General features: G+C 50.7%; 15 protein-coding genes. 12 read left to right on the plus strand and 3 right to left on the minus strand.

What is annotated here, in order from left to right; translation table 11 throughout:
* Nucleotides 1–14 precede the first annotated feature (14 nt).
* From NP589_RS00450 to NP589_RS00490, 9 genes are all read left to right on the plus strand, one after another.
* A complete protein-coding gene (locus NP589_RS00450; RefSeq protein ID WP_064037402.1) occupies nucleotides 15–491 on the plus strand; it encodes a PAS domain-containing protein in 477 nt (158 codons plus the stop codon).
* Nucleotides 492–503: 12 nt separating this feature from the next.
* Nucleotides 504–1,250, plus strand: a complete 747-nt coding sequence (locus NP589_RS00455) for a phosphate/phosphite/phosphonate ABC transporter substrate-binding protein (RefSeq protein ID WP_256605174.1) — start codon at nucleotides 504–506, stop codon at nucleotides 1,248–1,250.
* A gap of 16 nt (nucleotides 1,251–1,266) precedes the next feature.
* Nucleotides 1,267–1,866 (plus strand): histidine phosphatase family protein, encoded by a 600-nt coding sequence (locus tag NP589_RS00460; RefSeq protein WP_256605175.1) that lies wholly within the window; start codon nucleotides 1,267–1,269, stop codon nucleotides 1,864–1,866.
* 42 nt (nucleotides 1,867–1,908) lie between these two features.
* Nucleotides 1,909–4,707, plus strand: a complete 2,799-nt coding sequence (locus NP589_RS00465) for a class I adenylate cyclase (RefSeq protein WP_256605176.1) — start codon at nucleotides 1,909–1,911, stop codon at nucleotides 4,705–4,707.
* A gap of 56 nt (nucleotides 4,708–4,763) precedes the next feature.
* Nucleotides 4,764–5,831: an SPM autocatalytic domain-containing protein gene (locus NP589_RS00470; RefSeq protein ID WP_256605177.1), complete on the plus strand. Its 1,068-nt coding sequence runs from the start codon at nucleotides 4,764–4,766 to the stop codon at nucleotides 5,829–5,831.
* A gap of 398 nt (nucleotides 5,832–6,229) precedes the next feature.
* Complete coding sequence (locus NP589_RS00475; protein WP_256605178.1) at nucleotides 6,230–8,215, plus strand: TOL_0244 family TonB-dependent receptor; 1,986 nt, start codon at nucleotides 6,230–6,232, stop codon at nucleotides 8,213–8,215.
* Between the two features lie 63 nt (nucleotides 8,216–8,278).
* The gene (locus tag NP589_RS00480) at nucleotides 8,279–8,818 is read left to right on the plus strand and encodes a YfiR family protein (RefSeq protein ID WP_256605179.1); all 540 of its coding nucleotides are present in this window, start codon (nucleotides 8,279–8,281) and stop codon (nucleotides 8,816–8,818) included.
* Nucleotides 8,819–8,831: 13 nt separating this feature from the next.
* A complete protein-coding gene (locus NP589_RS00485) occupies nucleotides 8,832–13,910 on the plus strand; it encodes a response regulator (protein WP_256605180.1) in 5,079 nt (1,692 codons plus the stop codon).
* A 20-nt stretch (nucleotides 13,911–13,930) separates the two neighbouring features.
* On the plus strand, nucleotides 13,931–14,791 hold the full coding sequence (locus NP589_RS00490; RefSeq protein WP_256605181.1) for an HDOD domain-containing protein: 861 nt from the start codon (nucleotides 13,931–13,933) through the stop codon (nucleotides 14,789–14,791).
* 26 nt (nucleotides 14,792–14,817) lie between these two features.
* On the opposite strand, the gene NP589_RS00495 is transcribed toward NP589_RS00490, so the two are convergent.
* Nucleotides 14,818–16,137 carry a PepSY-associated TM helix domain-containing protein gene (locus NP589_RS00495; protein ID WP_256605182.1) on the minus strand — a complete coding sequence of 440 codons (1,320 nt, stop codon included), beginning with the start codon at nucleotides 16,135–16,137 and terminating at the stop codon, nucleotides 14,818–14,820.
* Between the two features lie 259 nt (nucleotides 16,138–16,396).
* On the opposite strand from NP589_RS00495, the gene NP589_RS00500 reads away from it, so the two are divergent.
* Genes NP589_RS00500 through NP589_RS00510 form a run of 3 tightly spaced genes read left to right on the plus strand, consistent with a single transcriptional unit; the run spans nucleotide 16,397 to nucleotide 19,311 of the window.
* Nucleotides 16,397–18,694 carry a DNA internalization-related competence protein ComEC/Rec2 gene (locus tag NP589_RS00500; protein WP_256605183.1) on the plus strand — a complete coding sequence of 766 codons (2,298 nt, stop codon included), beginning with the start codon at nucleotides 16,397–16,399 and terminating at the stop codon, nucleotides 18,692–18,694.
* Between the two features lie 58 nt (nucleotides 18,695–18,752).
* Nucleotides 18,753–19,115, plus strand: a complete 363-nt coding sequence (locus NP589_RS00505) for a PilZ domain-containing protein (protein WP_256605184.1) — start codon at nucleotides 18,753–18,755, stop codon at nucleotides 19,113–19,115.
* Between the two features lie 13 nt (nucleotides 19,116–19,128).
* The gene (locus NP589_RS00510; protein ID WP_081733713.1) at nucleotides 19,129–19,311 is read left to right on the plus strand and encodes a CstA-like transporter-associated (seleno)protein; all 183 of its coding nucleotides are present in this window, start codon (nucleotides 19,129–19,131) and stop codon (nucleotides 19,309–19,311) included.
* A gap of 128 nt (nucleotides 19,312–19,439) precedes the next feature.
* Here NP589_RS00510 and NP589_RS00515 read toward each other — a convergent pair whose 3' ends face one another.
* On the minus strand, nucleotides 19,440–20,138 hold the full coding sequence (locus tag NP589_RS00515; RefSeq protein WP_256605185.1) for a hypothetical protein: 699 nt from the start codon (nucleotides 20,136–20,138) through the stop codon (nucleotides 19,440–19,442).
* 308 nt (nucleotides 20,139–20,446) lie between these two features.
* Nucleotides 20,447–22,195 (minus strand): DEAD/DEAH box helicase, encoded by a 1,749-nt coding sequence (locus NP589_RS00520; protein WP_256605186.1) that lies wholly within the window; start codon nucleotides 22,193–22,195, stop codon nucleotides 20,447–20,449.
* Nucleotides 22,196–22,268: the final 73 nt, after the last annotated feature.

Genomic DNA, 22,268 nt, shown 5'->3' on the forward strand with positions numbered 1-22,268 from the left:
ACCCGGAGCAAATCATGATCGTTGATATGAAACCCGAAGACATCGTTGGCGAGTACCAGGAAGCAACGCTTACCTATTGCGATGGCAAATCCAGAAAAGTGCTGTATACCCAGCTTGAAACGCCCTATCCCGACGGCAAATTGATTGTTTCCACGACGACACCGGACGGTATCATTAGTCACGTCAATCGGGCGTTTGTGGAAATGTCCGGCTATACCGAAGCGGAGTTACTCGGCGCGCCGCATTGCATCCTCAGGCATCCGGACATGCCGGCTGCCGCTTTTAAAGACTTATGGGATACGGTGCTGCGCGGTGAAAAATGGCAAGGATTTGTCAAAAATTTACGTAAGGATGGCGGTTATTATTGGGTAAAAGCGACGGTCATTCCCAATGTGCGCGGTGGTAAGGTGGTTGGTTTTACCTCGGTGCGCCGCAAACCCTCGCGCAGTAAAGTCGATGAATGCATCGCGCTGTATCCGACACTTATCTAATTGGGGAACCTCATGTCTTACATGTTTACAGTTAGCCCGGATTTTGCCCCAGACCGTCTGTCGGGTTGGTATATCTTCAACACTTGGTTGCAAAAGCAGAGTGCCGAAGCCATCCATTTGGAAATGTACAATCATTATCACGATCTGCACCAGGCCATTGCCGCCGATAAGATCGATTTGATTTACGCCAACCCCTTCGATGCGGCCATGCTGGTCAGAGAGAAAGGCTTTTTGCCCCTGGTACGCGCCAAGGGCGAATCCGATGAAGCCATCATCGCCGTTAACGCCGATAGCAATATCAACGATGTGGCCGACTTGAAGCCGAATACTCGTGTGGCATTCACCGACGATCCGGATGTGCGCCTGATGGGGATGATCATGTTGGAACCTGCCGATTTGCATGCCGGCAATATCGTTCCTCTGTTATCGGATAATCATGTGCTCGTGGCCAAACATCTGCTGAAAGGCGAGGCTGATGTCGGCATCATTCTGGCAGAGGCATACGACAATCTGTCCGGTATGATAAAAAAACAATTGCGGATATTGGTACGCAGTCAAATTAGCGTCATCTATCATTCCCTGATGATAGGTCCGAGATTGCAGAGTCGCCGCGACGACTTCCAAAAAATATTACTGGAGATGGATAGGGATGAAAAAGGTGGAGGTGTGCTGAACGCCCTAGGCTTCAGTGCATGGCAACGGATCGAGGACGAAGAAATGGAGTTTATGATCGATTTGATGGATACCTTGAACACCTGATGCCGACGCAATCCCGATGAATCAGCCGACCATAATAGATTTCCTGCGACATGGCGAAGCCCGTGGTGGCTCTTATTATCGCGGTGTGACAGACGATCCGCTTACCGAACGCGGGTGGCGGCAAATGTATAGCCAATGCGGGGAAGGGCAGTGGGATACGGTGATCAGTTCGCCGCTGAGGCGCTGCCGATCCTTTGCTGCCGCCTGGTGCGAACAACAGCAATTGGAGTTACTGATCGAACCGGCATGGTGTGAAATCGATTTCGGTGCTTGGGAAGGCCAAACCGCCGAGCAAATTTCCAACCGGTGGCCCGACGCGCTGTCGGCATTTTATGAAGACCCGGTGAAATTTACCCCGCCTGGTGCCGAAAGCTACCAAACATTCGCCGCCCGAGTAAGGCAAGGCTGGGAACGCTTATTGGCTGCGCATGCCGGGCGCCGGGTGTTGGTTGTTACTCATGCCGGCGTGATCAGAGCGCTATTTGCACAAGCCTTCAATCTGCCGGTTACCCAAAGTTTTCATATCGATTTGCCGCACGCCTGTTTGACCCGTTTTACCAGCTTTGACGACGATAATGGGCGCTTCGTCCAGCTTAACTTTCACAAGCCGGGTTGATTCTTCTATACTGGCCTCACACTTGATTTAGGCGCGGCAACTTTGACCAATCGATTTCTACCCATCCACTTAGGCGCGCCGGGCGAAGAGATCAGCAAAAAAGATCTATATGCGGTCGCCCAACGTTTCAAGCACTTCAACCAGTTGCGTTTGCAACATGTACAAAGTTTTCTGCAGCCGCGCCAGCAGGATTTCTTGAAGCTGCTGCCTTTACTGTTTCATCAAAACCATCCCTTGTTACCCGGATTCGTATCGCTGGAAGGCCCGGCCGGTATTCCCGATTACACTCCCAATAAGCAAACCACCGATGTGGCCAAGCAATTTTCCAAAGGCTTTGTCTACAAGCGCAAAGCCTTAAGACACTACCCCATTCAGGCAATTTTTTTAATGGGTAGCGTCGGTAGTATGGCGTTTTCAAAAAATAGCGATATCGATATTTGGCTTTGTCATTCATCTACTTTGGCGCCGGATGAATTAAACGAATTGCGGCAAAAAGCTCAGGAAGTGGAAAAATGGGCGGCGACCTTAAAAATCGAGACGCATTTTTTTCTGGTCGATGCCACGCAGTTTTTGCGCGGCGAAAATACGCCGATCTCCAAAGAAAGTAGCGGCGAAACCCAACATTATTTGTTGTTGGAAGAGTTTTACCGTACCTCGATTTACATCGCCGGGCGGGTACCGGTCTGGTGGTTGGTACCGCCGCAACAGGAAAAATACTATAAGCAATATGTTGCGCATTTGCTGGAGAATCGGTTCGTCTCGGAAACGGACGTTGTCGATTTCGGCGGCCTGCAAGATATGCCGATGGCGGAATTCGTCAGCGCTACGCTCTGGCATATATACAAGTCCTTGACCTCCCCGCATAAGTCCTTGTTAAAACTGTTGCTGATGGAAAGTTATGCCAGTGAATTTCCCGATCCGCAGTGGCTGTGTTTGTCATTAAAACAGGCGGTATATCAAGGCGATTTCAGTGTCGAAAGCCTGGATCCTTACTTATTGATGTACCGCAAAGTGGATGACTATCTGCGTCAGGCGCAGTCCAAACGGCGCTTGAATCTGATTCGCGAATGTTTTTACATGAAAATCATGGCCGCCTCCGAAAATCTCACGGAGAACAGAGTGCGTCTGCAACGTGAAGATTATCTGCACAACGTGGCAAGTCAATGGGAATGGCCGGATGATTTACTGGACAATTTGGCCAGTCAAAAATTTTGGGATATCAAGAAGGCCAGCGTCGAGCATGTGGTGATTCGCGATCAACTGCAACAATGCCTGCGGATGATTTTAAAGTTTTCCGGTTTGCCTTTGGATCAGGCACAACGCGAAAACAGAGACTTGAAATTGATTGGCCGGAAATTGCGGGCGACGCTGGATTTACGCCCCGACAAAATTGAAGTGCTAACCACCCGAACCACTGTCCATGCCAAACCCGATTTGCTGGTCGTTGTCGAAGTCCTCGCTGACGACGTGCCGCCGCGCTGGTGTTTATATGACGATAGAATGGCGTCACAGAAAGCCTCCCCGGAAAGCGCTATTAAATCCGGCGAAAGCTTGCTCGAAATTTTGTGCTGGGCGGTGGTAAACGGCTTATATAAAAAATCGCTCAATCTGCAACTGGTTACCCCTAGTCTTAAAATTGCCAATAATGATTTGTATCAATTGTTTAATGAGTTGAATGCGTTTCTCAGCCGCTATTTGCCCGGCAGGGAGAACGATCTGGAAATTTACGGTGAGCCCAATCGCATCTCGTCGTCATTGTTACTGATTAATCTGGGCGAAAGTTTGGCCATCGACGCGAACAATCAGCAATTAGTGATGAGCGAACGTTCAGACCCCTTAAGTTATGGCGACAGCCGCCAGTGTTTCATCCAGAGCATCCAACGCTTATCCGTGTCCAGTTGGGGCGAGGCCAGCTTGCAACGCTATATCGGCATAGAGGGTGTTTTTAACTGCCTCGTCGATGTGTTCAATAACAGCGCTGCGCCTTTATTCGCCGATAAACTCCAGGCCTTGTGTTACAACCCGGTGCGCGGCAGAAGCATCATCTTGCGCATCGAAGCCTTGTTCGGCAATTTGCTGAAGTTTTTCGCATCCGGCCGGGACGGCTTGCAGCGCTATATTGTGGCAGCCGAGACGGGTTATGGTTTGTTCCAACTTAGAAACGGCAGCCTGGGCTATTATCGGCTGGACACCCAAAACCAACTGCTGCATGAATTAGCCAAACCCAATCCGCAATTTTCCGCAGTATTTTTTGACGCCTACGTACTGGATCAAACCTATATTCCGTCTTTATATGCGCAGAATTTGGCGGATGTGATTCAGGTTTTTTATCACGCAACTAGTAAGCATGTGGGTGTTTACGTACTCGATGAAAAAGGCGCATTGTTCGTCCATCAGCACAGCAATGCCAATCCCGAACACGTCATCACCCACTACTCGGTGTTTTTGGGAACCTTGCTGGCGCGCGCGCAATTGCCGGATGGCTTGAGTGTCAAATTTTATGAAATTCAGCGAAACTCGGCGGGAGTGCTGTCTTGTCAGGCCGTGCCGGTCAAACTAGGCGGCAGTGTTATGGATCTGCGAGTCCGGATAGCGACTGAGGAAAACGGCGCTATCGCGATCTACTGTAACGAACACAAGTTTTCCGTCGCCAACGCCGACAGCTTTAAACCGATTCGCGCTCACATACTGGGCTATCGGAAAAACCACGACGACTATCCGTTTCACATCACTGAAATAGACGTGCCTTGCCGTCTGTTGGGCACAGACCGAAACGAACAGTTACAGGCCGCCCATTTCCTAAACTACAAACAAAAAATAGAAGACAAACTAAATATTTAATATTTCAGGCCGGCAGCCGATATTTAGCTCAAACCAGTCGAGCTATGGGGGTTGCCATGATTATCCAGAATTCCGCCGTCCACCTGCAAAGCCAGCATCAAGCGCAACAGATTAGCAAACGCAGTGAATCGTTGCGGGTCTGGATCGATAAGCCGGAAGATAATCCCGATAAAGTGCGAAAGCACCGTTCCGAAACGGCACGCGAGGCAATTCAAGATACCCTCGATCTAAGCCAATCGGCGCAAACGTCCGCGACCGCAACCCAAACCTTGGATACCGATACATCACTCAATTCCAAAGATAATCTGTTGCTGCAAATCATTCGACGTATGGTCAAAGAGATTACCGGCCGGGATTTTGAATTATTCGCACCGGATCAACTAAAAGCGCAAGCCGATCCAGTGACTATTCAGGCGCCGCAGCAAGCACCGGCAACATCCGCCCCGGAGCGTGAAGGGTATGGCCTGGTATATCAAAAATCCGAGTCTTATTTCGAAAGCGAAACGACCAGTTTTAGCGCCGAAGGCAGTATTACCACCAAGGATGGGCAAACGCTGAGTTTTTCGGTGTCCTTGTCTATGAGCCGCAGCTTTTACACCGAATCCAATCTGAGTATCCGCGCCGGCGATGCGGTGAAAACCGATCCATTGGTCATCAATTTCGACGGCACAGCCGCAGAACTGAGCAGTACCCGATTTCAATTCGATATCGATGCCGATGGTAGTTTGGATCAAATTGCCGGCCTGAAAGCCGGCAGCGGTCTGTTGGCATTGGACAAAAACCAGGATGGTCTGATTAACGACGGTTCGGAATTGTTCGGTCCGAGAAATGGCAACGGCTTTGCGGATTTAGCGGCTTACGACGACGATAAAAATCAATTTATCGATGCCGGCGATGCCATCTACAAACAACTGCGCATCTGGCAACGTCATGATGACGGTTCGCAGCAATTATTGGCACTGGGCGATAAACATGTCGGCGCGATTTACTTAGGCCATTTGACTACCCCGTTTCAATTGAAAGATACGGCCAATCAAGCATTGGGAGAAATCGCTAGTAGTGGCATCTATTTAACTGAACAAGGCAAAGCCGGCAGCGTACAGCAGCTTAATTTCCTGGCTTGACCCAAGATCCACATAATTTTCCGCCTGCCGAGTCGGCGCATTGTTGCCGGCTTGGCTGAGCATGGATGCCGGCGTATTCCCCATCACCTGCCCGAATTCAATAATTGAACTAGACTTGCCAAAAGTTTAAACCAATATCGAAACACCCATTACCCTCCCATGTTTATTATTAACCCGGCCTTCAAATATTGCCGTTCCCGCTTGTCTTATAAACCAGTTGTCAGATTCGATTCTTTTCTTGATCTTCAAGGCTCCCAAGTGTGGGGAATATTTTTCACCGTTTATTCAAGGCAAAACCGGTAGTCCAAACGTTGCACCGATATTAGATTCCAAGCATCCGCGACTAGCGGGTTGATAGACATAAATGAATAACTAACAGCACTGCCCAAAAAGCGCCCATGAAAAAACATATAACTGGATTTTTACTGTTGCTTGCTCAGCCCTGCGTTTTGCAGGCCGCAGCTCAAGATGCGCTTGAGCTGAACGTCGAAGACTTGCTTAACGTCGAAGTCACTTCGGTTTCCAAGAAAGCCCAAGCCTTAAACGATTCCGCCGCAGCGATATTTGTGATCACCCACGACGACATCAAACGTATCGGTGCCACGAGTATTCCCGAGGCATTGCGCATGGCACCGGGCCTTGACGTGGCGCGTATCGACTCCAACAAATGGGCGGTGAGCGCCCGTGGTTTTAACGCCCGTTTCTCCAACAAATTATTGGTGTTGATCGATGGCCGCAACACCTACAGCCGCATGTTCTCCGGCACTTATTGGGAAAACCAGGATGTAATGATGGAAGATGTGGAGCGGATTGAAGTGATCAGAGGGCCCGGTGCGACGCTATGGGGAGCGAACGCGGTGAACGGCGTGATCAACATCATCACCAAACATAGCTCGAAAACCCAGGGCGGATTGCTTGCTGCGGGCGGCGGTACCGAAGAACAAGGCTTCGGTGCGTTTCGCTACGGTGCGACTTTAGGCGAGGACACAACTGGCCGAGTGTACGCCAAGGGATTTAAACGCGACCAAAATACCAATGCGCAGGGCATGGGTGCCGGCGACGACTGGGATAAAGTACAGGGTGGGTTTCGCTTGGATTCTCAGCTGTCCATGACTGACGAACTTAAATTTCAGGGCGATCTTTATCACAGCCATCTCAATCAGGTTCTGTCGCAGCCCAGCGTTATTTCGCCCTATAGCCTAGTTGCCCGCGACAAAGCCGAAGCTTACGGCGGCAATATCATGGGGCGCTGGCAACATACGTTTTCCACCCAGTCCGACATGTCGTTGCAGTTGTTTTACGACTACTATCGGCGCAACGAAGAGTGGATGTCCGAGGGGCGGGATACTTTCGACTTGGATTTTCAACATCGCTTGGGCTTATTTGACAGTCATGAACTGATTTGGGGGCTTGGTTACCAGCTTACCTCCGACCGGCTCCAGGGCGGCAGTATCTTCAGCATGTCGCCCGCTCACCGGAAAAATCAGTTGTTCAGCGCATTCGTCCAAGACGAAATCGAATTGATAGACCAAACCTTGTGGCTGACCGTGGGCAACAAATTCGAGCATAACGATTTCACCGGATTTGAAGGCCAGCCCACAGCCAGACTGATGTGGGCACCGGCCCTGAATCACCGGCTTTGGGCCGGGGTATCCAGAGCGGTGCGCACACCGTCGCGGGGCGAGGCCAATATGCGCTTGACGACGGCGGTTGTGCCGCCGTCATCGCCATTTTTTATCCCGGTGGAACTGGCCTTGCAAGGTAACAGAAGCCTGCGGAGCGAAGATGTCCTTGCCTACGAAGTGGGCTATCGCACCACCATGATTAAATCCGTGTCGCTGGACGTCACGGCTTTTTACAACGACTATGCGCATCTGCGCGACGCGTCGCAAGGCACCGTTTATTTCGATCCTACGCGCGGCGTGTTGGTCCAGCCTTTACCCTTTGGCAATAACCTGAAAGCCAAGACCTATGGTGTCGAAGTCTCGACTGTCTGGCAAATGCTGGACTGGTGGCGGTGGGATGCCAACTACAGTTTGCTGAAAACCGAAGTGCCGCAAACCGCAATGGCGGTGGTGGGCATCAGTCCGCAACAGCGCATGAATTTACGCAGCGCGGTCAATATCCGTCCGGATTTGGACTTTGACGTATGGTTTCGCTATGTCGGTAACAATCTCACAGCGACCGCATCCGGGAATAGTTATATCCCCGATTACGTGACCATGGACGCGCGCCTGGCTTGGCGTCCGGAACCCGATCTGGAAATATCCCTGGTCGGTCAAAACCTGTTAACGAATAGTCACCTGGAATATCAACAGGAAAACTTGATACTGCCGACATTTATTGATCGGGGTATGTACGGCAAAATTAGTTGGAATTTCTAGTGCCGCTAGCAGGTAGAATGTTTTGCATTTTTTCTATTTAATTGGATTATTGTTGCGACGGATATGCAAAACGCTATAAAAATTTATCTGTTAGCATTAATGTTAATGAGTTCAAACGCGTCATCCGCGGCGCCGTTGGCGCTTGAACAATATACGGTATTGGCCGCGTTGACTCTTAATTTTGCCCGTTTTACGCAATGGCCTGAGCAGGCGTTTGTCAATTCAGGAAATAACCTCCAGGTTTGTTTGGTGGGAGACAATGTATTATTGCAATCTTTCGATTCAATCAGTGGCAAAGCGGTTGGAGATAGAGTTATTAAAATAATTAATTCGGATAAGTTACGTAATTTAAATCAATGTCATATTCTGTTTTTAAGCGAATTGCCCAATATTGTTTTGTCGCAAGTTTTTTTGGATACCAGACAATACCCGGTATTGACGATAGGTGAAGAAGCCGATTTTATTGGATCGGGAGGCATGGTGGCCATGGTGAATACCGATGGAAAAATACAGTTACATATCAATCTTTCCTTGGTTAAAAGTTCGGGGCTAACGATTAGTTCCAGCCTTCTGCGCTTAGCGAAAATTGTCGGGGATAATTAGGAGAGATAATCGCATGTTTAAATGGTTTAATAATGCGCCTATCAAGATCAAGTTAGTATTTATTATGACTTTGATTGCTATGTTGACGCTATTTTCGGCAAGCACTGCGATTGTTGTGAATGAATATTATGCTAAAAAGAACGATACCGAGCAGCAACTGATATTGATCGCCAATATTATTGCCTCGAATATCTCAGCGTCTCTAGTTTTTGAAGATACGGTGTCGGCTAATACTATGCTGAATAGCCTGAAAACTCGGGATAGTATATTAAATGCCGAGCTATACGATAAACAAGGCAAGTTATTTGCCGACTATCACTCGCAAAAACTCGGTGTTAGTCATTGGGATGCGGAAAAAGCTTCCGCGCTTTTAAACGATGCGCAATCTGTTCCTAGCTCTGAAGGCATATTTGATGTTATGGGCGAAGTTTTGGCTAGCTGGTATAACCGCCTGTTTCCTTATACCAATAATATCGTCGGTAAGGCCGGAGAAAAAAACGTATTCAAATACGATGAGGAAAACAATCTGCATTTTGTCCGTTCGATAGAACTGGATGGCGATGTGGTGGGTGTATTGCATTTGGTGGATGACCAAAGCGGTTTCTACGCCATATTAAAAGCTTTTTATTCGACTATGGGTTTGATCGTGGTGTTTACCATGATCTTAATCGGTATTTTGACCACAAAATTGCAGCAAATATTTTTGGCGCCCTTACTTAAACTGATGGACGCGATGCAATCGGTGGGGCATGAGAAGAGTTTTTCGCATCGAATTAACAAGACCAGCAACGATGAATTCGGCGATCTAGCCGATGTTTACAACGCCATGCTTGCCGAAATCCAGTTTCGGGACGATCAGCTGGCCATGCACCGCAATTCTCTTGAGCAGCAGGTTGTCGAACGTACCCAGCAATTGGAAGAAAAAAATCAAGAACTGAGTATCAGCATCGCCGAAGCACTATCCGCTAAAGAGCAAGCCGAACAAGCCAGTAAAGCCAAGTCGCAATTTTTGGCAACCATGAGTCACGAGATAAGAACGCCAATGAACGGCGTGTTGGGCATGACCGAGTTGTTAATGTCGTCCGGATTGGACGACAGGCAACGTCGTTTTGCCGATACCGCCTATCGTTCCGCTAATTCGCTATTGAGCATCATCAATAATATTCTCGATTTTTCCAAAATCGAAGCCGGCAAATTACAGTTGATCGTTCAGGAATTCGATCTGCGCCGCTTATTGGAAGACACCGTGGAAATGATGGCGGAGCAAGCCCACCGTAAAGGTTTGGAATTGATACTGAATCTGCCGCACCAAATGCACTTCATTGTGCAAGGCGATGCGGAAAGGTTACGGCAAGTTCTGGTTAACCTGCTGAGCAATGCCATCAAATTTACCGAACAAGGCGATGTGCAGCTTAAAGTGAGCTTTCCGGAAAATTCGGCCCGCGATAAAGTCAGCTTATTATTCGAAGTAATCGACACCGGCATAGGTGTTGCCGCTGAGCGTCAGGCGGAAATCTTCGATAGCTTTACGCAGTCCGACGGCAGCATCACCCGGCGCTATGGCGGTACCGGTTTAGGTTTGACCATTTCCAAGCAATTAGTCGAATTAATGGGCGGTAGCCTGGGCCTGGAAAGTAATATCGGTCGAGGCTCCCGGTTTTACTTTGACTTGGAATTTGGTTTAGGCATCCAGACCAACATCGAACGTGCCGATACCAGTGCTTTGGAAGGTCTGCACATCCTGGTAGTGGATGACAATGCCATAAACCGCGACATACTCCACGATCAGGTTTCGCTGTGGGGCGCCCATGTCACGACTGTCGATAGCGGCCCCTGGGCGCTGAAAATATTGGTCGAGGCGGCCACTTTAAATAATCCGTTTCAAGTAGCCCTGTTGGATTGGCATTTGCCGGTCATGGACGGCTTGACCCTGGCTAAGGCAATTCAACGCGACCAGCGTATTCCCAAACTGCCTTTGATTATGCTCAGCTCCGAAAATGTCAGCATTAAAACCGGTCTAACCCACGAATACGGCATCAGCTTTTATTTGAACAAGCCGGTTTTCCAACAACGACTGCTTAATTGCCTGCTGGAAATCGCCACGTTCGCACCCTTGGAGCAAACAGCGTCTTCCGCCGTCACGCCCGAACAAATCAGGCTATCGGGACGCATTTTGGTGGCCGAGGATAACTTGGTAAATCAGGAAGTGGTGAAAAGCTTTCTGGAAAGCATGGGCTGCAACGCGGAGGTGGTAAAAGACGGTCAGGAAGCATTGCAAGCTGCCTGCCGGCGTCGCTACGACTTGATTTTGATGGATTGTCATATGCCGGTTATGGACGGTTTTTCGGCAACCGCCAAAATTCGCGAGCATGAGCAAGCGACGGCCTCGACCAGAATTCCAATTATTGCCTTAACCGCCGATGTGCAAAAAGGCATACACGACCAATGCGAAATGGTCGGTATGGACGGCTATTTGAGCAAACCGTTCAGCAAGGAACAACTGCGCCATCTTTTGCTAAATTGGTTACCAAACTCAGCGGACAAGGTATTAGGCCACGCTCCGCTCCAACAGTCGGACGGGATCTTGCAAGTTGAGTCCACGGCCAGTCCGATTTGCCAGGCCGATCTGGCGCAGCTGAGGGATATTCAAGATGCTAATGGGGTAAGTTTATTAAACAAAGCCATAGCGCTCTATCTGCAAACTTCACCGGAAACAGCGGAGAAACTTAGACAAGCCGCTGCCGATGGGCAAGCGGATTTGTTAGCCAATATGGCTCATGCCCTTAAGTCGTCCAGCGCCAATCTGGGTGCCAAGGAGTTGTCTAAAACCTGTCTATTGCTTGAAACGGCCGGCCGCCAAGCCGATCTTGCGGCGATTCCGGCGCTGCTGGCGGTATTCGAGACGCAATTGGCGGCGGCTTTAGCGGAGTTGCGCGCTATTGCCAACACAGCGCTGCCCGATGTAGCCCAAGTTAGCACCGACAATCGAATAGCCGACCTGTCGCTGGAAGCCAAGCGAATTTTACTGATAGACGACGATCCGAATTTCAGATTGATTACCGGCGAGCAGTTAAAATCCTCGGGCTTCGACGTCGTGGAGGCGGAGAGCGGAGAAGCGGCACTGGAGCTGTTGGAAGCGGCAATTCCGGATCTGGTCATAGTCGATGCGATTATGCCCGGTATCGACGGTTTTGAAACCTGCCGGCGCATGTCGGCTAATCCCGCCATGACCGACGTGCCCATCATTATGTCTACCGGTCTGGAAGACATAGAATCGATAAACCGGGCATTCAAAGTAGGCGCTACCGACTTTATTATTAAACCGCTTAATCATGTGGTGCTGATTCATCACATCCGTTTTCTGCTGCGCTCCAGCCACGACACCGCCGAATTGCGCAACAGTAAGCAGCAACTTTCCGCCGCGCAACGCATCGCGGGCTTGGGCTACTGGACCTGGGATCCGAAGCAGGATAAATTCGAAATCTCGCCGTTTCTAGCGGAAATGTGCCAAATGCCGGCCGACTATTTTCGGGGAGAACTGAGCAATTATCTGAATTTAATCGAGGCTGCGGACCGCAAAATAGTGCAGACCTTGATTGAGGCGGCTGCCCAGGGCGAACAAGTAGAGTATGTCGAGTACAGGTTGCGGCCGGATCTGGAAACCCCAATCAGCGTCCGTCAGGATACCGCCTTGATCAGCAGCGGACAGCTGAGTTTCGTTACCGGTACGGTTCAGGATATTTCCAAGCAAAAGCAATCGGAACAAATTATCCACCAGTTGGCGTATTTCGATGAGTTGACCGGTCTGGCCAGCCGTGTTCATTATCACAAACGTATCCAGCAGACCATCAAAGCCTCGGCGCGCGGCAAGCTGGAATTTGCGTTTTTATTCCTGGATCTGGACGAGTTTAAGTATGTCAACGACAGTTTTGGGCATAACATCGGTGATCAGTTTCTGAAGGCCATAGCGCAACGTATTCAAAGCGTGGTGCGAGAAGAGGATTTTGCCGCCCGATTGGGCGGCGACGAATTTTGTATTATCGCCAGCAGCATTACCGACGAATTTCAGGCCATGGAAATTGCCGAGCGTTGTTTGCAGGAAATCAACCGGCCTTTAATTCTCGACACACACCATTTAAAGCCCCGCGTCAGTATCGGTATTGCTATTTACCCAAAAGATGGCGAGAACGAGCACGACCTGATGAAAGCAGCCGATACCGCCATGTACTCAGCCAAAAGCGCAGGCAAACAGCGCTACGCTTACTATCGGCCGGAGATGACGGGGTTAGCGATTAAGCGGATGCAAGATGAGCAAACCTTGCGGGATGCGCTGGAGCATCAACAGCTTGAATTGTATTACCAGCCGCAAGTAAGTATGTTGGATGGGCGGATGATAGGTATCGAAGCTTTGGTGCGCTGGCGCCATCCGTTGCGCGGTTTACTGGGGCCTAGCGAGTTTATTCCTTTGGCCGAGGCCTTGGGTTTGATCGGTAAAATCAGCGACTGGGCTATTCAACTGGCCTGCGAGCAATTAATCGCTTGGCAAAAACAAGGGCTGCCACTACTCACTACGGCTGTCAACGTATCGGCAAGTCATTTCCGCGATCCGCAATTCCCGTTCACCTTACGGGAAATTCTCAAACATACACAATTGCCGGCTCACTATTTACAAATCGAAGTGACGGAAAGTGCCATGCAAACCGCGGCGGACTTGGAGATTTTTAAAAAACTGAAGGGAATAGGGGTGAAAATCGCGATAGACGATTTCGGCACCGGTTTTTCGTCGCTGGCTTCGCTGAAGCAGTTACCGGTGGATTGCCTGAAAATCGACCGCACCTTTGTTCAGGATGTGTTGTTCAACCCGCAAACCCCCATTCTGCTCGGTACGATTATCGGCATGGCCAACGCAATGGATTTCTCGCTGGTGGCGGAAGGCGTCGAGACGATAGAGCAGGCTATGGTGATGAGTGGCTTGGGTTGTCAGGTGGTTCAAGGCTATTTGTTTAGCCAACCTTTAACCGCCGCCGAACTGCCGGCGATGTTTGACAGAGATTTTCGGCTGGAATTTATTCAGTCGAAATATGCCCCCTAACGACAGACAAGTAAACGATTATGACTGATCTTGAATTGCCGGAGCGGTTCGCGGATATTAAACGGCTGCCTTCTTTGCCGCATGATGTTCATCAAGTCGTCAAAGCCTTGTCCGACGATAATCTGGATTATGCCCGGTTAGCGAAGATTCTGGCGGGACACGCAACGATCACATCCCGACTGATTGCCTTGGCCAATTCGGCCTGGTTTAACAACTCCAGCGAACCAGTGACGTCGCTGGAGAGAACCTGTTTAAAACTGGGTTTGAATATTGTAAGAGGTGTCGGTATCGGACTGGCGGTGATGAAGCCGTTTAATGTCAGGGAGTGCCGAAGTTTCGATATTAAACGCTATTGGATTAGTACCATGCTGGTGGCGCATGCTGCCCGTGCGCTAGCCGAAGAACTTGCGGCGGAGCGGGGCAATGAGCATTTGGCGCAAACCGTGCATACCGGCGGCATACTGCATAACATCGGCTTGTTGTGCATGGCCGACATCCTGCCAGAGGAGACCCACCAAGCTCTGCGTTTTAAACTAGCCAATCCCGAAGTGGACTTGAATCAGGCCTTACGCAAAGTGCTGCATACCGATTATTGCGAAGTAGGCGCGCATCTGACCGTTTCCTGGGGCATACCCGAAGCCTTGGTGGCGATTATTCGCTACCATCGTAACCCGGTCTATGCCGGCAACTATTCGCGACACGCCGCGTTGGTCGGCGCTGCGGCGCAAATGGTTGGTAGTGTGTTCGACAATAAAGACACATGGCCGGTCGCGGCCTTCGAGAAACTGGCCATCAGTCCTGCCTGTCAGGCCGAGATATTCGCCGACCTGCAAACCCAATATCTGAAAACCCAGGAACTAGCAAAAGTGCTGTTTCGTTAATCGTCTCAGAAACACGCTGCGAGCCGCTATTCTAGGCGTTTTACCCGCCTGATTCGGCCGTATAATTTTTGCAAAATTTTGTTTGCAGCAGGGATAGCCACCTTAAAAATAGCCTTGGCCGCACATTCCGATGCCTTTATGCAAGCCGCTATAGCCGTTCCAGCTGTGCGTTTCAGGTCTACTTTTCGATCCGCGACGAAGCCATGCCGGTACAACCAATGGATTAAGCCACTAAAAAAGAGGAAGGCCGGCGTCAATCCCACAAAAAACCATAGCAAGCGGCCGCTTTCGCCAAAGGCTTCGCCGGTATGGAGCGGCCAAAGCCAGGTGGTAAAGGTTTGCCCCGCCGAGAATTTGCTGGGGTTTTGCAGTTCGCGAATCTGCCCGCTCCAGCGGTCAACCCAGACGGTAGTGAACGGATGGTGTTGATTGATCTCGTTAAGTTGGCGCAAATTGATCCGATAGGTACCCAGTTCGCCGACCGGTGTGGTAATACGCCGGACTTCCGAGCTGGGAAACGGCCCGCGCGCCACTAGGATTGCTTCCGATAGACTAATCGGCCGGTCATTGGGTATTGCTGTGCTGCGCACATTCGGGCCGGCGTCACCATGTCCCATGCCTGATGCGGCAGTCAGGTTTTCCAGCAGAGGAGGGTAAGCCAAGTGAAAACCGGTAAAGGCCAGCAAGATTAAAAATCCCGAACTGGCTACTCCCAGTAGCCGGTGCAAATCAAACAATAGCCGCATCAAGCCAGTGTTTTGACTTACCGAAAAGGCGCGGGGCAACGCTCGCCAGCCTGGCCACCACAAATACAAACCGCTGCATACCGACAATAATAATAAACCACCCAAAACCGCCAGTGCATTCCGGCCAAAGCCATCCAATTGCAATTGGGTATGTAGATCCAACAGCCAGGTAGTTAGCGTCTGCCCCCATAGCCTGCTGTCGACAACCTGGCCGGTGTAAGGGTTGACAGGGACCATCAACGGCGCATAAAAAGCGTCCACACTTTCCTTAGGCTTTTCAAACCACGCGGTGATCATGCCGTCTGGCGTACGCGGCATCTCCAGGGTCCAGGCACCGTGCCGATCCGGATTGGCCGCGCGCACCGCCGCGACGATCTTGTCCGGAGACAAAGCAGGGGTTTGGGGGGCATCGACGCGCAATTGCGGATTGAACAAGCTATCCAGCTCTTCCCGGTAAATACTCAAACTGCCGGTCAAGCCGATCAGCGCAAATATCAACCCCAGACTCAATGCCAGATAAACATGGCACAAGCGCCACCATTTACGGGCATTGGGGATAAAGCGCGGGCGGACAATCAGCGGGTAATGGGTCTCTGGCATTTGGTAAACAGTTGGCGTTTTAGCGGCAGTCCGCCTGCTAAGCAGTCTTGGGCGCTATAAGTTAAAAAAGAAAATTCGCCGGGCGCGGCAACCAGCTATTTTGCAGGATTAATTAGACAACAACCAGTCTATGACAGCTGTTGATACGGGGAGAAGTTTAAAAATTCGACTAGACTGCGCTAATTACGCCTGGCGGCGGAGTTTATCTGGTAGAAAATATGAGGTGTTTAGTAAAGGATAAAAGTGAGTTGGAGAAACAATGAACGCGACCAGTTTGCTATTTCTGGCGGGTATTGTTGCCGTACAACAATTCAGCCGCTTACCGGGTAAGTTTGAGTTTATCGGTTTGGCTGTGAGCTGTTTGCTGTTGCTATACCGTCGCAATTGGCAAATCTTCGCGCTGCTTGCCGGGGTGTTGTGGGCGAGTTTATATGGCAGCTGGCGACTGTCCCAGCAATTGCCTGACGCTTATCAAAACAGAGAAATCAAGGTACAAGGCTATATTGCCAGTCTGCCGCAACAACAAGAGCAGCGAACCAATTTTGATTTTATTGTCACGGCTCCGTCCGGCGATTTTCCGGATAAAATTCGTCTGAGCTGGTATTACCCAAAATTGACTTTGGCTGCCGGGCAGAGCTGGGAGATATACGTAAAACAGCGCAAACCGCATGGCCGCCTCAATCCCGGCGGCTTTGATTTCGAAGCGTGGTTATTTGCCAACCATATCGGTGCGACGGGCTATGTGCGCGAGAAACCTACGCCGCAACTTACGAGTATCTCGCCGAGTATCGGTCAATATTTTGCCCAGTGGCGGCAAGCGATTGCCGACCGGCTGGACGCAGCTTTGCCCGGCAGCGCGCAGTTGGGCATCATAAAAGCACTGACTATCGGCAGCCAAAACGCGATTACTCAGCAGCAATGGCAAGTGTTCAGAATCACCGGTGTTGTGCATTTAATCGTGATTTCCGGCTCGCATATTAGCTTGGTCGCCGGTCTGATTTACCTCTGGACCAGGCGGCTTTGGGCCTGGACCGGGGTACTCGCAATCTCGCCGCAACGCGCGGCGGCTTTGTGCGCCTGGCTGGCTGCCGTGTTTTACGCCGGTTTGGCGGGATACTCGGTGCCAACTCTGCGTGCGGTGATTATGCTCAGCGTGGCGCTAGCGGCAATCGCCTGGCAACGTAACACCGCGCCGATGCGCATTTTATTGCTGGCGTTGCTGGCTGTATTACTGTTCGATCCATCGGCGGTGTTATCGGTCGGCTTTTGGTTGTCATTCGTGGCGGTGGCGTTGTTGATTTACGTGTCGGCGGGCCGATTGGGCAGACCCTCGTACTGGCGCGAAGCCGGCGGCGCGCAATTGGCTACGGCGGTGGGCTTGTCGCCCTTATTGATCGTGTTTTTTCAGCAGGTATCGTTGATATCGCCTGTCGCCAATTGGTTGGCAGTGCCGGTTATCGGCATATTGATCGTACCGCCGGCTTTGTTGGCGGTGGTCTTGCTGTTTATCTGGCCGGCACTGGCGGCGCTGTTGCTACAACTCCTAGACTATATGCTGCAAGGGCTGTGGTGGGTGCTTTCGTACATGGCCGAATTACCCTTAGCCAGCATCTATTGCCTCCCGCCGCCCTGGTATGCCGTTGGATTGGCGGCCATCGGTGTACTCCTGCTGTTGGCGCCAAGCGGTTTTCCATGCCGGTATATAAGTCCGGTACTATTTTTACCGCTGATATTCGTGCAGGTAGAAAAACCGAAACCCGGCGAAGTCTGGCTGACTGTGCTGGACGTGGGCCAGGGTTTAGCGGCCGTGGTACAAACTGCAGAACATACTCTGGTATTCGATACCGGCGCGCGTTATTCGGAATATGCCGATATTGGCGATTCAGTGGTTTTACCGTTCTTACGCGAGCAGGGTATCGCTAAAGTCGACAGCTTGGTGATTAGTCATGGCGACAACGATCATAGCGGCGGCGCGGAGTCGATACTTGCTGAATTGCCGGTAGACAAGGTCGTTAGCAGCGTTCCGGAATGGGCCGCACGCGAATATGGGGAGGATTGCCGGACCGGACAAACTTGGCGCTGGGACGAAGTGACTTTTAAGATTCTATCGCCTCCGGAAAGTGGATTTATCGGCGATAACGACAACTCCTGCGTGTTGCAAGTGAATAGCACACGGCAGCGGTTTTTGCTGACCGGCGACATCGAGCAAGCGGCCGAAACCTGGCTGGTGCGCGAGTACGGTGACGAACTTGCCAGCGATGTATTATTGGCGCCGCACCATGGCAGTAAAACGTCATCTAGTCATGCTCTGCTTGAAAAAGTTAATCCCGCGCTTATTGTGATTCCCGCCGGTTATCAAAACCGCTTCGGTTTTCCGCACCGGCAGATTATCGAGCGCTATAACCAACTTGGCATAGCTTGGTTGAATACGGCGGAGCAGGGCGCAATCTCTGTGCATAGCGGACCTGAAAGGATTCAATCAATAGCGGAACGAGCGAAACGGCAACGCTATTGGCGGACACCGGTGCCGAATCGGCAGAGCATTGATGTCAGATAAATTTTGCCGCGTCGGCGTTTCTGCCTATACTCTCAGGACCAAAATATGGAGCATTACAGTGGAGAACGAAAACCGTACCCGAATACGTTTTAATCCGGAAGGACTCGTGGCGCACATCATCATCGAACCGCCACCGCCCGGCGGTGAAATCATCATCGACGGCCAGGTCGTGGATATGAGTTACAGTGGTATTAAAATTCGTTTGAAAGAACCTTTAGGGCAAGCCGTGGACGAAGCTGAATTGCGGATTTCCATCATCCTGCCGGAATCGCGGGTGGCCATGTCGATACACGGCAACATCAAACATATCCGCGAAGACCGCGAATGCGGCTTGCAATATAACCCGAGCAAACACAGCGAAGACGAATTTGACGATCTGATGTTCGAATGCGTCAAGTTGGCACCGCAGCGTAAAGATTAAGTTGGGCTATGTAATGAGCGCGTTCATTCTGTCTTTACGGTCATTCTGGCGCCACCTTAACGGCGATGCCGCTTATGAACGCTATCTACGACACTGGCACGAACATCACGCGGAACAGCTTCCGCCGTTAAGTAGAAAAGCGTTTTTCGCCGCTGAAACGCAGCGAAAATGGAATGGCGTGAAACGGTGTTGCTGAATTTTTAGGTTACTTGAAACTGCTCGCGCTAAAGAGTCTTGGGGGCTATCCATTCACTTTTCGATTCAGGTAGGCGGCTTGTTGCGCAGGGGCGATGAATATCATGTGCCCTGCACAACTTTTCTCGCCTAAGGTAATGTGCAGGTACCATCACCTCCATCTCGGACGTAGTAGTCGATGGAAGTAAAACCGTTAGCGGCAGAGATTACATTCAGACCTGCACTCAAAAAGACCGGCGTTCTGGGACGAGATGCACTGAGTTGGGTAAGCGGCTTATCATTGATGGAAACATTCAACAGGTAGCCACCGTTGTCAAACAGATTAACGAAGGGTTGTGCTTGGCCTGTGGCGGGATTAAATGCGCAGCCGGCAGTCACCGTCGAATAGGATTTGCCGCTCGCTGCATATTCTAAAACGCCGTCGGCACTGAAAGTATTACTAGAAGTATCCGGTAGCGCGCAGACGCCCGGTTGAACCGTAAACACATATTTATCAGCGGTTTTTTTGTTGAGCCTGACAAGAACAGTGTTGTTTCCATCTGCGAGCCATACGTTGACGGCAGGATTGGTGTTAGTGACTTTTGCGACATTGGCACCGTTGAGCGCTACACTGGCGCTTAAGTTGGTTGTCGGATTGTATAGACCTGCCTCCACGACTGGAAATAGCTCACCAGTACTTGGGTTGGCTGCACATTTAACCAAACTCGATGCGTAGGTTTTGCCGCTTGCGCCGACTTGCACGGTGGCGGCTGCCAATGCTGGCGAACCAAGCAAAAGCGTAGTCACCAGCGCGGATGTGATCGAGAGTAAAGACGTTCTGTTTTTCATATTGCCTCCTAAATTTGGTCAAAAGGCACACTAACAAAGGAGAATGAATCCAGTATTAAATCCACATTAAATATCGGTTAAATATAATACAAGGTTACCGTATGCGACTGATGTGTTGGCATCTGTATTGGCTATCCATACTACAGTGTTAAGCGCATTTTTTGCTTAGCCATCTTGCCGAGTACGCAAGACTAGGTACAAATTTGGTACAGCAAATAAAAAAGGCCTAGGTGAAAAACACCTAAGCCTTTGATAAATATGGAGCTGACGATGGGACTCGAACCCGCGACCGGCTGATTACAAATCAGTTATTCGGCTTGATCTTTGTTTTTGCCGCGTCTTGACGGTGAACCGACTCGTTTTTTGCTTTTGTCTTTTTTCACCAAGGCCGGGTCGAATTTGGAAATATCCAAGGATTTTCCGACTACCCGGACTTTTTTCAGTGCTTGGAACAAGTCTTTGGGCATGCCGGCAGGCAATTCTACTGTGCTGTAATGTTCCTCGATTTTGATGCGGGCGATATGGTCGCCGTCTATACCGGTCTCGTTGGCGATCGCGCCGACGATATTGCCGGGTTTCACGCCGTCGCTATGGCCTACTTCGATACGGAAGGTTTCCATTTCCACTGCGCCGGCCCGGCCTTTTTCCCGTCTCGGGCCACGGTCACTACGATCATTGCGGTCGGGACGGCCTTTTTCTTCAGCGTCTTTACGTGGTTTCTTGCTGGGCTCTTTCATTAACAAAGGCGTATCGCCTTGTAACAATTTAGCCAAGGCCGCCGCAACGTCCAATGCCGGTACGTTATGCTCAACCTGGTATTGGTTGATCAATTGGTTGTAAAAGCTGAGTTCCTCACCGGCCAGCGTGTCGGTAATCCGCTGTTTGAAACGGTTGATGCGCGCGTTGTTGATAAAGTCGGTGGAAGGCAATTGCATTTCTTCGACTTTTTGTTTGGTGGCTTGCTCGATATTGGCCAGCAGGCGTTTTTCGCGCGGCGAGACGAATAAAATTGCGTCGCCGGTGCGGCCCGCGCGACCGGTACGGCCGATACGATGGATATAAGACTCGGTGTCGTACGGGATGTCGTAGTTGACGACATGGGTGATACGATCAACGTCCAGGCCGCGAGCGGCAACGTCGGTGGCGATCAGAATATCCAGTTTGCCGCTTTTCAGATTATCGATAGCGCGCTCGCGCAGGGCTTGCGACATGTCGCCGTTGATCGCCGAGGCGGAAAAGCCGCGCGCTTCCAATTTTTCGGCCACTTCGATGGTAGCGGTTTTGGTTCTGACGAAGATAATCATGCCGTCAAAGTTTTCCGCTTCCAAAATTCGGGTCAAAGCGTCCATTTTGTGCACGCCGCTGACAAACCAGTAGCGTTGGCGAATGTTGGCGGCGGTGGCGGTTTTGACCTTGATGGTCACTTGTTCGGGGTTGTTCAGGTATTTCTGCGCGATTTTGCGAATTTCAGTCGGCATGGTTGCCGAGAACAGTGCAGTTTGGCGCGTGGATGGGGTTTGTTCCAGAATCCATTCCACATCGTCGATGAAACCCATCCGCAACATTTCGTCCGCTTCGTCCAGCACCAGCGTGGTGAGTTGGTCCAGTTTTAGCGTGCCACGGCGCATATGGTCCATGACCCGGCCGGGTGTGCCGACCACAACATGCGCGCCGCGACTCAATTGGCGTAACTGGCTGGTGTAATCCTGACCGCCGTAGATCGGCAATACGTGAAAGCCTTTGATATGTGCGGCATAGCTTTGAAACGCCTCGGCAACCTGTATCGCCAACTCGCGGGTCGGGGCTAGCACCAAAGCTTGCGGGTCTTTTTGATTGAGATTGATACGTGACAAAATCGGCAAGGCGAATGCGGCGGTTTTGCCGGTACCCGTTTGCGCTTGGCCCAACACATCGCGACCAGCCATCACGAACGGAATAATCTGTGCTTGAATCGGAGAAGGCGTTTCGTAACCGACACTTTCCAGCGCTTTTAATATGGGGTCTGAAAGCGATAAATCTTTAAAGGAGGGCGTGGCGGAGGAGGGGGTGTCGGACATTAATAATACCTGTAGAAAAAAAGAGAGTTGCCGGCCATGGGCTAGCTATGCCCGGCATTGTATCGCAACTTGG

Source organism: Methylomonas rosea (assembly GCF_024505055.1).
In the GTDB taxonomy this organism is placed as follows: domain Bacteria; phylum Pseudomonadota; class Gammaproteobacteria; order Methylococcales; family Methylomonadaceae; genus Methylomonas; species Methylomonas rosea.

What these genes read in the sequence shown, in the direction of transcription:
- NP589_RS00450 (WP_064037402.1), top strand. Translation starts at nt 15, where the DNA reads ATGATCGTTGATATGAAACCCGAAGACATCGTTGGCGAGTACCAGGAA.
- NP589_RS00455 (WP_256605174.1), top strand. Translation starts at nt 504, where the DNA reads ATGTCTTACATGTTTACAGTTAGCCCGGATTTTGCCCCAGACCGTCTG.
- NP589_RS00460 (WP_256605175.1), top strand. Translation starts at nt 1,267, where the DNA reads ATGAATCAGCCGACCATAATAGATTTCCTGCGACATGGCGAAGCCCGT.
- NP589_RS00470 (WP_256605177.1), top strand. Translation starts at nt 4,764, where the DNA reads ATGATTATCCAGAATTCCGCCGTCCACCTGCAAAGCCAGCATCAAGCG.
- NP589_RS00475 (WP_256605178.1), top strand. Translation starts at nt 6,230, where the DNA reads ATGAAAAAACATATAACTGGATTTTTACTGTTGCTTGCTCAGCCCTGC.
- NP589_RS00480 (WP_256605179.1), top strand. Translation starts at nt 8,279, where the DNA reads ATGCAAAACGCTATAAAAATTTATCTGTTAGCATTAATGTTAATGAGT.
- NP589_RS00485 (WP_256605180.1), top strand. Translation starts at nt 8,832, where the DNA reads ATGTTTAAATGGTTTAATAATGCGCCTATCAAGATCAAGTTAGTATTT.
- NP589_RS00490 (WP_256605181.1), top strand. Translation starts at nt 13,931, where the DNA reads ATGACTGATCTTGAATTGCCGGAGCGGTTCGCGGATATTAAACGGCTG.
- NP589_RS00495 (WP_256605182.1), bottom strand. Translation starts at nt 16,137, where the DNA reads ATGCCAGAGACCCATTACCCGCTGATTGTCCGCCCGCGCTTTATCCCC.
- NP589_RS00500 (WP_256605183.1), top strand. Translation starts at nt 16,397, where the DNA reads ATGAACGCGACCAGTTTGCTATTTCTGGCGGGTATTGTTGCCGTACAA.
- NP589_RS00510 (WP_081733713.1), top strand. Translation starts at nt 19,129, where the DNA reads ATGAGCGCGTTCATTCTGTCTTTACGGTCATTCTGGCGCCACCTTAAC.
- NP589_RS00515 (WP_256605185.1), bottom strand. Translation starts at nt 20,138, where the DNA reads ATGAAAAACAGAACGTCTTTACTCTCGATCACATCCGCGCTGGTGACT.
- NP589_RS00520 (WP_256605186.1), bottom strand. Translation starts at nt 22,195, where the DNA reads ATGTCCGACACCCCCTCCTCCGCCACGCCCTCCTTTAAAGATTTATCG.